This window comes from Stenotrophomonas sp. (assembly GCF_036662295.1).
Classification (GTDB): Bacteria; Pseudomonadota; Gammaproteobacteria; order Xanthomonadales; family Xanthomonadaceae; genus Stenotrophomonas.
Genome location: NZ_JAVWXA010000129.1, coordinates 1 through 10263, shown reverse-complemented (window position 1 = coordinate 10263; position 10263 = coordinate 1). Strand labels below are relative to the sequence as shown.

Below are 10263 nucleotides of genomic sequence, written 5' to 3'. Positions count from 1 at the left end.
TGGCCGCTGTTCGGCATCTCCAACCAGATGCTGGCCGGTATCGCGCTGATGCTCGGCACCGTGGTGCTGTTCAAGATGAAGCGTGACCGCTTTGCCTGGGTCACCGCCGTGCCGGCGGTGTGGCTGCTGATCTGCACCACCTATGCGGGCCTGATCAAGATCTTCGACAAGAACCCGGCCCAGGGCTTCCTGGCGCAGGCGCACAAGTTCCAGGACGCGATCGCCACCGGGACCATCACCGCCCCGGCCAAGAGCCTGGACCAGATGCACCAGATCGTGGTCAACGCCTACGTCAACACCGGCCTGACCGTGCTGTTCCTGTTCGTGGTCTTCTCGATCCTGGCCTATGCGATCAAGACGATCGTGGTGGCCCGCCGCACCCCGCAGCGCACGGACAAGGAAACCCCGTACGTGGCGCTGCAGCCGCACCAGATGGCGGACCTGTGATGAGTACCGAACTGGTCCCGGTCGGGCAGTACCAGGCGCACCGCCGGCTATGGCGGCGCCTGGTGCAGACCGCCCGCCTGTGCTGTGGCATCCCGGACTACGACAACTACGTGCGCCACGTGCTGGAAAACCATCCCGACCGCGTGCCGATGGACTACAAGACCTTCTTCCGTGAGCGCCAGGAGGCGCGGTACGGCGGCAGGAATGGGGGGCGCTGCTGCTGAGGCGGCATGGCACGATGAAGACTGGAACGGCGGCGCGAAAGCGCCGCCTTTTTTTTGGTTCTTCGCCCATCTGCGGGGTAAAGGCTTTGCTGAAGCACGCGCGTGCATGCCTTGTCGCGCGGGCCGGGCCGCGGAGCGGGACTTGCAGCGTGTCCCGCGAACTCGCACAGCCCCACCCCGCGCGATCAAGCGGGCACTCGCTAGGAATTTATAACCGGCAACGGCCCCCACAGACGGGCGAAGAAGCAAAAAAAAGGTTCTTCGCCCGTCTGTGGGGGCTGCCGTTACGGCGCATGAAACCCCCGCGAGTGCCGGCTTTGTCGCGCGGGGTGGGATGCCGGCCAGCGGCCGGCACTACCGGTCTTTTCGGGGCGGTACGGCAACGCGCCCGCGTGGGTTTACTCGGTCAATGTCACCGGGCTGAGCGTGACCTTGGCATTGTTGGCCGCGCCCATGCGATCGGTGTAGGCCTGGCCCCGCTGCAGGAGATAGAAGCTGTCCAGATAGTCGGTGTCGTTGCCGAACCAGGTGGTGGGCATCGCCTTGAGGATGGCCCCGGCGATATCGGCGATCACCGCGTACTCGGGGGCGAATGCACCCAGCGCCAGCTTGACCCCGTCGGTGAGCGCGACCAGCAGGTCCTGGTAATTGGTATCGCCATCATCCTCGAACAACTGCACGTTGGCCGTGTCGAACCGGTAGTTGCCCCACACCACCAACGGTTGGCCCGGGCTGTAGTCGGTGTTGTCGTGGTCCAGGTAGGGCAGCGTGACGGTCACCATCTCCGGTGCCGCCGCCCCCACCTGCAGCCCGGACACCACCGCGAACACCTCCGCCGCCCCCAGTGCCCACGGTTCCTGGTCGTCGGCCAGGCGGATGCGGTCCAGCCGCGTGAGGTCCAGCGAGGCGCTGCCGTTGGCCGCCAGCCGGATGCGCTCGGGCGATTGCAGCCCGCGCGCCACCAGCCCGGCATTGACCACCTGCAGGCCCGCCTCCATCGCGGTACGCGTATCCACGTCCACGATCAGCACCGGGAACGCCGGTGGCACGCGCGCGTCCAGCAGGTGGCTGCGGCCGCTGGCATCGTAGGCGGTCAGGGTGGTCCACTGCCGGTCGTCACCCCGCGGCAGCGTGGCCACCCACAGCGCGGACGCGGGCACATCGCCCAGCGACGCCCCGGCCGGCACGTAGGCGCGGACCTGCAGCAGGTCGGCCCCGTCGGCCGGCAGCCCCTTGCGCAGGCGCACCTGGCGCTCGGTGGCCGCCAGCGTGCGGGTGGCCTGGGTGCGTGCCTGCGGATCGAAACGGGCCATCAGCCGCGACAGCGGCACGCCCCGGTCCGGATGCGTGGCCAGTGCGCCGGTCACGCCCTCGGCGAAGCCGGGCTGGGCAATCAGCGCGGCCACTTCGCGCGCGCTGGCGTCGGTGAGCATCGGCACGTCGGCACGGTCGGCGTGCACGGCCTGGGCGGAAACGGCCGCGCTGGCCACCATCAGCAGCGCGCCGGCGAAACAACGGAAGAAGGTCTGCGGTGTCATGCAACATCCTGTCGGGAGACCGATTGCCATCGGCGGAGACTGCCGGCCGGGGTCCATCCCTCCCCACGGCGGCGCATCGGTCGCACCTTACGAGGGCTCGGCCGCCAAGGTCTGGTACCCACGCCACACTCCGGGACATGCACCGATGGCCATTCCGGCGGTCATGCCCGCCGGCGATGGGTTCTCTCTACCCCCGGTGCCCTGCCCCGTCGGATCAGGCCCCGGCCATCCATTTCAGGATCAGGCCGGTCACATAGGCCAGGCCGGTGCCGGTGGCATAGCCCACGGTGCCCAGCAGCACCCCGACCGGTGCCAGCGAGGGATGGAAGGCCGCGGCCACCACCGGTGCCGACGCCGCCGCGCCGATATTGCCCTGCGAGCCGATCGCGAAGAAGAACAGCGGCGCGCGCAGCAGCTTGGCCGCGATCCACAGCACCAGGATGTGGGTCAGCATCCAGATCGCGCCGAGTGCGAACAGCCACGGGCGGTCCAGCAGCGACAACAGGTCCATCTGCATGCCGATGCAGGCGATCAGGAAATACAGGAACAGCGTGCCCAGCCGCGATGCGCCGGCCGACTCCAGCCGGCGGGCGCGGGTGAAGCTCAGGCCCAGGCCCAGCACGGTGGACAGCAGCACCACCCAGACGAAGGCGCTGTCCAGGCTGAACTGGCTGGCCCAGCTCACGTTGGCCTTGAACCAGCCGCTGAGCGGTGCGGCGATGGCGTGCGCCAGCCCGACCCCACCCAGCGCCACGCCGACGATCACCATCAGGTCGGTCAGCGTCGGGATGCGCGCGTTCTGCGCTTCGTAGGCCGAGATCTTCGCCTTCATCTCATCGATGGCGCGGGTGTCGGCGCCGTTGTGCGCGTCGATCTGCTGGGCGCGGTTGGCCAGGAACAGCAGCACCGCCATCCAGAGGCTGGCGCAGGCCACGTCGACCACCGCGAACTGGCCGAAGGTGGTGGCATCGGTGCCGAACACCTCGCGCATCGCCACCATGTTGGCGCCGCCACCGATCCAGCTGCCGGCCAGCGCGGCCATGCCCTTCCAGGTGTCGCCGGCGACGGTGGCCGGGTGGATCCACGACATGGCCTGGAAGGAGACGATCGCCCCGAGGATGATGCCCAGCGTGCCCGCGCAGAACATCACCAGCAGCCTGGGGCCCAGCTTCAGCACGCCCTTGAGGTCGATGGAGAGCGTGAGCAGCACCAGCGCGGCCGGCAGCAGCACGTCGCGTGCGATGGGGTTGTAGAGCGAGGTGTTGTGGCCGTCGATGAGGCCGGCGGTGTTGTAGATGGCCGGGATGAAGTAGCACAGCAGCAGCGCCGGCACCCAGGCGAAGATCTTTTTCAGCAGGGGCGTGGGGCCGCTGGCGGCCCAGAAAATCAGCGCGAGCGTGGCGGCGATCAGGCCGAGGCCGACGATGTCGTTGGTGATCAGGGCGGTACTGGTTTCGGTCGGCATCTTGCCATCCTCTGTCGATCGAAGAAAAAAAAGCGCCGCATGGAGCGGCGCAATCCAGAGGTTAACACCATCTTCACGCTGCGCCACGGTGCAGCGCAGCGCGTACCGATTACGTCAGCGCAGCCTCGCCACCACCGGGCAGCGACGCGCTCATGTCCAGGATCACGCGCGTGCCACGTGGCTGGCAGGTCTCGATCTGCAGCGCCCAGCCCAGGTGCTCGCACAACTTGGCGATCAGTTCCAGGCCGATCCCGCTCTGTTCGTTGCGGTGCCCGCGTGCCAGGCGGGCGTACACCGCGGCGATTTCCTCCGGGGTCATGCCGTGGCCGGGATCCTGCAGGGTCACCACGGCGCGCTCGGACACGGCGATGTGGATGGTGCCGCGCCCGCTGTTTTCGATGGCGTTGCGCAGCAGGTTGCCGATCGCCGCCTGCACCACCGCCGGCGGCGCCACGATGGCCACGTGCGCCAGGCCGTCCACGGTGATGCGCAGGTCCTTGTCGCCCATCAGGTGACGGTGGTCTTCGATGATGTCCGGCACCAGCTCGTCCAGCGCGATGCGCTCGCCCAGCGCGAGCAGCCGCGCCGGTTCGCGCGCCAGCACCAGCAGCAGCTGGATCAGCTGCTCCACGCCCTGGGCGGTGCGGTGCACGCGCTGGATCTGCTGGCGCGCGCGCTCGGGCAGGCCCGGCTGCTCCAGCGCCAGCTCGGCGGCACCGGTGATCACCGCGATCGGCGTGCGCAGTTCGTGGCTGGCGGTGCTGACGAACACCCGTTCGCGCTCGACGAACTGTTCGTTGCGGGCCAGGTAGTCGTTGACCGCATCGGCGATCACGTACAGCTCCGAGCTGCCGCGCGGATCGACCTCCACGCGCTGCCCGGGCACGCCGGGCTTGAGCACGTCGATGCGCGCGGCCAGCGAGCGCAGCGGGCGCACCAGCCGGCCCACGCCGAAGGAGGCCATCACCACCGTCACCAGGATCATCACCACCCCGGCCAGCATCACCCAGCGCGTGGCGAACTCCTCCAGCTCGTGGAAGTCGTTGATGTCCAGCACCAGCGCCAGCCGGCCCTGTCGCTCGGTGTCGCGCACCATCACCGCACTGGCACGGTCGTTGATCACCACCCCGTCGTGCAGCCCCGGGTGCAGCCCGGCCAGCACCGCCGGCGTGCTGGCGCTGCCGTCCACCTTGAACAGGCGCAGGGTGTCCGAGTCCTGCCAGCGGTAGTGCGGCTCGTGCTCGATGTGGTTGACGATGCTGTCCAGCTCGGAATTGAGCAACGCCCGCCACGCCGAATGTTCGGCATGTTCGTGCACGTAGTTGCCCACGCTGAACACCGCCAGCGAAATCAGCCCGAGGTAGCCGAGCAGCCACCACACCAGCCGCCGGTGCAGCGGGGCCGGCTTACGCGGTCGCATCGACGGCATCGGCGGCGGTGACGCCCAGGCGGTACCCGACCCGTGGCAGGGTATGGATGAGCTTCTGCTGGAACGGCCCATCCACGCTGCGGCGCAGTTCGTAGACGTGCGAGCGCAGCAGGTCGCCATCGGGCGGCTCATCACCCCACAGCGCGAACTCCAGCTGCTGGCGGGTGACCGCGCCGGGGCTGGCGCGCATCAGCACTTCCAGCAGCTTGCGGCACGCCGGGTACAGGTGCAGGGCCTTGCCATCGCGCTGGGCCTCCAGCGTGGCCAGGTCCAGGCGCAGGTCGGCCACTTCCAGCACCTTGCGCGGGCTGCGGCCGTGCGCGCGCACCCACAGCGCCTCCAGCCGCACTTCCAGCTCGGGCAGCGCGAAGGGCTTGGTGAGGTAGTCGTCGGCACCGGCGCGGAAGCCGGCGATCTTGTCGGGCAGCTCATCGCGCGCGGTGAGCATGATCACCGGCACTTCCGAGCCGTGGTCGGCCCGCAGCCGGCGCAGCACTTCCGGGCCTTCCATGCGCGGCAGCATCCAGTCCAGGATCAACGCGTCATAGGCGTGGCTCGCCGCCAGGTGCAGGCCGGTGATGCCGTCGGGGGCCACGTCGAGCACGTGGCCGCGCGATTCGAAATACTCGAAAAGGTTGGCGACCAGCTGGCGGTTGTCTTCTATGACCAGGAGCCGCATGGCAGACTCTCGTGAACGGATGTGCGCATGGTAGCGGCACCGATGTCGGAATCCGGTCGCAATGAGCGATTTCCGACGGTTTTCCTACGCTGTCGGGGGGACAGTGGCGGTTTTGCTGGAGGGGCTGAACGTGCCTGATGCCGTGTGGAGCCGCCATCGTTGGCGAGTGCTGGCCTGCCTGGCCATCGTGATGGCGTTGTTGGCCGGGATCGGCCTGCGCCAGCCCTCGCCGCCGGACGAGCCGCGTTTCGTGCTGGCCGCGCGGGCGATGGTGGAGAGCGGCCAATGGCTGCTGCCGCACCGGGGCAGCGAACTGTATGCCGAAAAGCCGCCGGTGTTCATGTGGATGCAGGCCGCCAGCCACCAGCTGCTGGGCAACTGGACGCTGGCCTTCCTGCTGCCCTCGCTGCTGGCCGCGCTGGCCACGTTGTGGCTCAGTGGGGACCTCGCGCGGCGGCTGTGGGGCCGGCGGGTGGGCATGTGGGCGGTACTGGCGCTGGCCAGCTGCCTGCAGTTCGGGCTGATGGCCAAGCGCGCCCAGATCGACATGGTGCTGGTGGGGCTGACCACGCTGGCCATGTGGGGCCTGCTGCGGCACCTGCTGGAGGCACCGAACCGGCGCGCGTTGTGGATCGCCGGGTTTGCCGCCGGGCTGGGCACGGTGACCAAGGGCGTGGGCTTCCTGCCCCTGCTGGTGCTGCTGCCGTGGGCACTGTGGCGCTGGCGCATGCGCGCGGTGGACGATGGCCTGCGTGGCCGTGGCCCGGCCCTGTGGTGGCTGCTGCCGGCGTTCCTGCTGGGCACGGCCGTGTGGCTGGCGCCGCTGGGCATCGCGCTGTTGCAGCACGCCGACCCGGCCCTGCAGCAGTACGCGCGCGAGCTGCTGTTCAAGCAGACCGGCACGCGTTACGCCAATGCCTGGCACCACGTGAAGCCATCCTGGTACTACCTACAGGTGATGGCCACGCTGTGGCTGCCCGGCAGCCTGCTGCTGCCGGCGCTGCTGCCGGCATGGTGGCGGCGGCTGAAGCGGCTGGACGGGCGCTATTGGCTGCTGCTGGGCTGGGCGCTGCTGGTGCTGCTGTTCTTCACGGCCAGCCCGGGCAAGCGCGAGGTGTACATCTTCCCGATGCTGCCGCTGCTGTGCGTGGCCGCCGCCCCGCTGCTGCCCGGCCTGCTGCGCCGCGCCGGCACGCGCTGGCTGCTGCTGGCCTACGTGAGCGTGCTGGCGATCGCCGCGCTGTGGATCAGCGTCCACCTGCTGGGCGGCAGCCCATGGGCGCATGCGCAGCTGGCGCGCCGGGCCATGCCCGATGACCTGCTGACCCCGCTGGGTAGCTGGCTGCTGGGCTTCGGGCTGGTGCTGGCCGGCCTGGTGATCTGGCTGCGCCAGCGCCGCGCCGGCGTGCTGGTGGTGCTCAGCGCGTGCCTGCTCTGGAACCTGTACGGCTGGGGCCTGATGCCGGCGCTGGACCCGTACAGCTCCGCCTCGGCGCTCATGCAGCGGGTGGGCCAGCGGATCGGCCCCGATGCCCAGCTGGCGCTGCTGGCCTGGCGTGAGCAGAACCTGCTGCAGGCCGACCGCCCGGTCACCGAGTTCGGCTTCAAGCGGCCATGGGACCAGCAATGGCGGCAGGCCGGGCCATGGCTGCAGCACGCGCCGCACGCGCGCTGGCTGCTGGTGCTGGACCAGGCCATGAGCCCGTGCGTGGATCGCGCCCAGGTGGTGGACATCGGCAGCAGCAACCGCAACCGCTGGCAACTGGTGCCGGGCAGCGCCTGGCGGGCCGATTGCGACGCCCACCTGGCGCGTGATGCGGCCTCGGACGAGGAGCAGGACTGAACCGCGGCGATCCGTTGCGCCGGATTAACCTGGCGCAAACACCGCTCCGACCGCTCTCCGACACAGCGCTGACGACCATGGCCGCGGATCAACCGGCCCGACGTCCTGCCCATGCCTTCAGCGCCCGCCTTCCCCGTTCTCGCTTCCCCGCTGGCCCGTGCCAGCGGCCCGCATTTCCTGCAGCGCCACCTGTGGCTGCCGCTGCTGGCCACCCTGGCTGCCAGCGGCGTACTGATGGGGCTGCAGGGCGACCAGTGGCTCGCCGACCAGTTCTATCGGCTTGAAGGCCACCACTGGGCCCTGCAGAACGCGTGGGTCACCAGTCACCTGGTACACAAGGGCGGCAAGTGGGCCAGCACGCTGGCCGCGTTGGTCGCGATCCTGTTGTGCACCCACGCCTGGCGCAGCAAACGCGCGGCCGCATGGCGCTGGCCGATGCTGTACCTGGTGCTGGCCGTGGGGCTGGGCACCGGCGCGGTCTCGCTGCTGAAGTCGCTGACCAACATGGACTGTCCCTGGGACCTGACCCGCTATGGCGGGCTGCGCGAGTTCGTGGGGCTGTTTTCTTCACGACCGCACGACATGTCGCGTGGCATCTGTTTCCCGGCCGGCCACTCCAGCGCGGGCTTTGCCTGGGTGGGCCTGTATTTCTTCGCGCTGATGGTGCGCCCGGCATGGCGCTGGCGCGGCCTGGCCGTCGGCCTGGTTGCCGGCGGTGTGTTCGGGCTTGCCCAGCAACTACGCGGCGCGCACTTCGCCTCGCATGACCTGTGGACGCTGGCGACCTGCTGGCTGATCGCGCTGGCGTTGTACGGGGTGATCCAACCGTTGCAGGTGCGGGCCCTGACCGCCCGTCGCGCGTTGCCACAGGGAGAAGCGGCATGAATGCATCGGTATCGTCCCCATCGCGCGTGGCGGAGCTGGCGCGGCTGCGCCACTGGCGCCCCCAGCTGACCACCGAGCGGTTGATCGCCCTCACCAGCGTGTTCTTCGCGGTGGCCTGCAACGGCCTGTTCTGGCACAGCGCGATGGCCACCCACCCGGGCAGCCTGCGCTTTGCCACCTCGCTGTTCCTGTTCCTGGTGGGCGCGCATTGCCTGCTGATGGGGCTGCTGGTGTGGCGCTGGAATGCCAAGGCCGTGATCGGCGTGCTGTTGCTGGGCACGGCGATGGCCGCGCACTACATGGGCAGTTACCACATCTACCTGGATGCGGACATGCTGCGTAACGTGCTGGCCACCGACCACAAGGAAAGCGGCGAGCTGATGACCCCGGCGTTGATCGCCCCGCTGGTGTTGCTGGCGCTGCTGCCGATGCTGGTGCTGTGGCGGGTGCAGCTGGTGAAGCGCAGCTGGGGCAAGGCGCTGGCGTGGCGCGGCGGCTTCCTGCTGCTCTCACTGCTGGTGGCGCTGGGCGGGGCGATGCTGTCCTTCCAGGAGATGTCGGCGCTGATGCGCAACCAGCGCGAGGTACGGTACCTGGCCACGCCGGGCAACATCCTGCTGGGCCTGCCCAAGGCGCTGCGCGGTGACAACCCGATCCAGCGCGCACCGAAGCTGCCGATCGGCACCGATGCGAAGGCAACACCGCGCGCGGCGGGCAGCCGCCCAAGGCTGCTGGTGATCGTGATGGGCGAAACCGCGCGCGCGCAGAACTGGGGCCTCAACGGCTACGCCCGGCAGACCACGCCCGAGCTGGCGCAGGCCGGGGTGATCAACTTCCCCGACATGCATGCCTGCGGCACCAGTACCGAGGTGTCCCTGCCCTGCCTGTTCTCGCCTTACGGGCGCCACGACTACGACGAGAAGAAGATCCGTGCGCACCAGTCGCTGCTGCACGTGCTGGAGCATGCGGGGATCGCCACGTTGTGGCGCGACAACCAGTCCGGCTGCAAGGGCGTGTGCGAAGGCCTTGAGATGCAGGCACTGGACGATGCCAGGCAACCGCAGCTGTGCGCGAATGGGCGCTGCATGGACGAGATCCTGATCGACGACCTGGCCAGCCAGGTCCGCGCCAAGCCGGGCGACCGGGTGGTGGTCCTGCACCAGTTGGGCAACCACGGCCCAAGCTATTTCGAGCGCTACCCGCCGCGCTTCCGCCACTTCACCGCGACCTGCGACACCGCCGACCTGGGCAAGTGCAGCCGCGAGGAGATCACCAACAGTTACGACAACGCGCTGCTGTACACCGACCACCTGCTGAGCCGCACGATCGGGACGCTGAAGGGCATGGACGACTACGACACGGCGATGATCTACCTGTCCGACCACGGTGAATCACTGGGCGAAAAGGGGCTGTTCCTGCACGGGGTGCCCTACGCGATCGCCCCGCAGGAACAGACGCGCGTGCCGATGACAATGTGGTTCTCCCCGACCTTCGTCGCCAGCCGCGGGCTCAACCTGGCCTGCGTGCGCCAGCGCGCGAGCGCCTACACCGACCACGACAACCTGTTCCCGTCGGTGCTGGGGCTGATGCAGGTGAAAACCAGCCTTTACGAGCGCGACCGGGACCTCTTCGCTGGGTGCGAACGTTGAGGGAGCGCCGAAGCGGGTTTCCGGCTACGCGATGTTACGTGTTGGGTTGGGGTGGGGGGTTTCCGGCTACGCATTCTTACGTATTGGGTTGGGGTGGGGGGTTT

9 protein-coding genes are annotated in these 10263 nt (G+C 69.0%); 5 read left to right on the top strand and 4 right to left on the bottom strand.

Annotated elements, in window-relative coordinates; all coding sequences use genetic code 11:
- Positions 1–447: carbon starvation CstA 5TM domain-containing protein (locus RSA25_RS17505; RefSeq protein ID WP_332810108.1), on the top strand; the 447-nt coding region annotated here is incomplete at its 5' end.
- Positions 447–671, top strand: coding sequence for a CstA-like transporter-associated (seleno)protein (locus RSA25_RS17500; RefSeq protein ID WP_256775765.1), 225 nt, complete (start codon positions 447–449; stop codon positions 669–671). The genes RSA25_RS17505 and RSA25_RS17500, both read left to right, overlap by 1 nt.
- Positions 672–1069: 398 nt before the next feature.
- Here the strand turns inward: RSA25_RS17500 and RSA25_RS17495 are convergent, their stop codons facing one another.
- The 4 genes from RSA25_RS17495 to RSA25_RS17480 all read right to left on the bottom strand — a co-directional run bounded on the left by RSA25_RS17495 (position 1070) and on the right by RSA25_RS17480 (position 5782).
- Positions 1070–2209 carry a DUF3103 family protein gene (locus tag RSA25_RS17495; RefSeq protein ID WP_332810107.1) on the bottom strand — a complete coding sequence of 380 codons (1140 nt, stop codon included), beginning with the start codon at positions 2207–2209 and terminating at the stop codon, positions 1070–1072.
- A 214-nt stretch (positions 2210–2423) separates the two neighbouring features.
- Positions 2424–3674, bottom strand: coding sequence for a DUF819 family protein (locus RSA25_RS17490; protein WP_332810106.1), 1251 nt, complete (start codon positions 3672–3674; stop codon positions 2424–2426).
- Between the two features lie 109 nt (positions 3675–3783).
- Complete coding sequence (locus RSA25_RS17485; RefSeq protein WP_332810105.1) at positions 3784–5094, bottom strand: HAMP domain-containing sensor histidine kinase; 1311 nt, start codon at positions 5092–5094, stop codon at positions 3784–3786.
- Positions 5081–5782 carry a response regulator transcription factor gene (locus tag RSA25_RS17480; protein WP_332810104.1) on the bottom strand — a complete coding sequence of 234 codons (702 nt, stop codon included), beginning with the start codon at positions 5780–5782 and terminating at the stop codon, positions 5081–5083. Before RSA25_RS17480 ends, RSA25_RS17485 begins: the two co-directional genes overlap by 14 nt.
- A 190-nt stretch (positions 5783–5972) precedes the next feature.
- Between RSA25_RS17480 and RSA25_RS17475 the strand changes: the two genes are divergently transcribed.
- The 3 genes from RSA25_RS17475 (at position 5973) to RSA25_RS17465 (ending at position 10159) form a co-directional block, all read left to right on the top strand.
- Positions 5973–7625: a glycosyltransferase family 39 protein gene (locus RSA25_RS17475; protein ID WP_332810109.1), complete on the top strand. Its 1653-nt coding sequence runs from the start codon at positions 5973–5975 to the stop codon at positions 7623–7625.
- Positions 7626–7736: 111 nt separating this feature from the next.
- On the top strand, positions 7737–8510 hold the full coding sequence (locus RSA25_RS17470; protein ID WP_332810103.1) for a phosphatase PAP2 family protein: 774 nt from the start codon (positions 7737–7739) through the stop codon (positions 8508–8510).
- Complete coding sequence (locus tag RSA25_RS17465; protein ID WP_332810102.1) at positions 8507–10159, top strand: phosphoethanolamine--lipid A transferase; 1653 nt, start codon at positions 8507–8509, stop codon at positions 10157–10159. The genes RSA25_RS17470 and RSA25_RS17465 overlap by 4 nt, the downstream gene beginning before the upstream one ends.
- Positions 10160–10263: the final 104 nt, after the last annotated feature.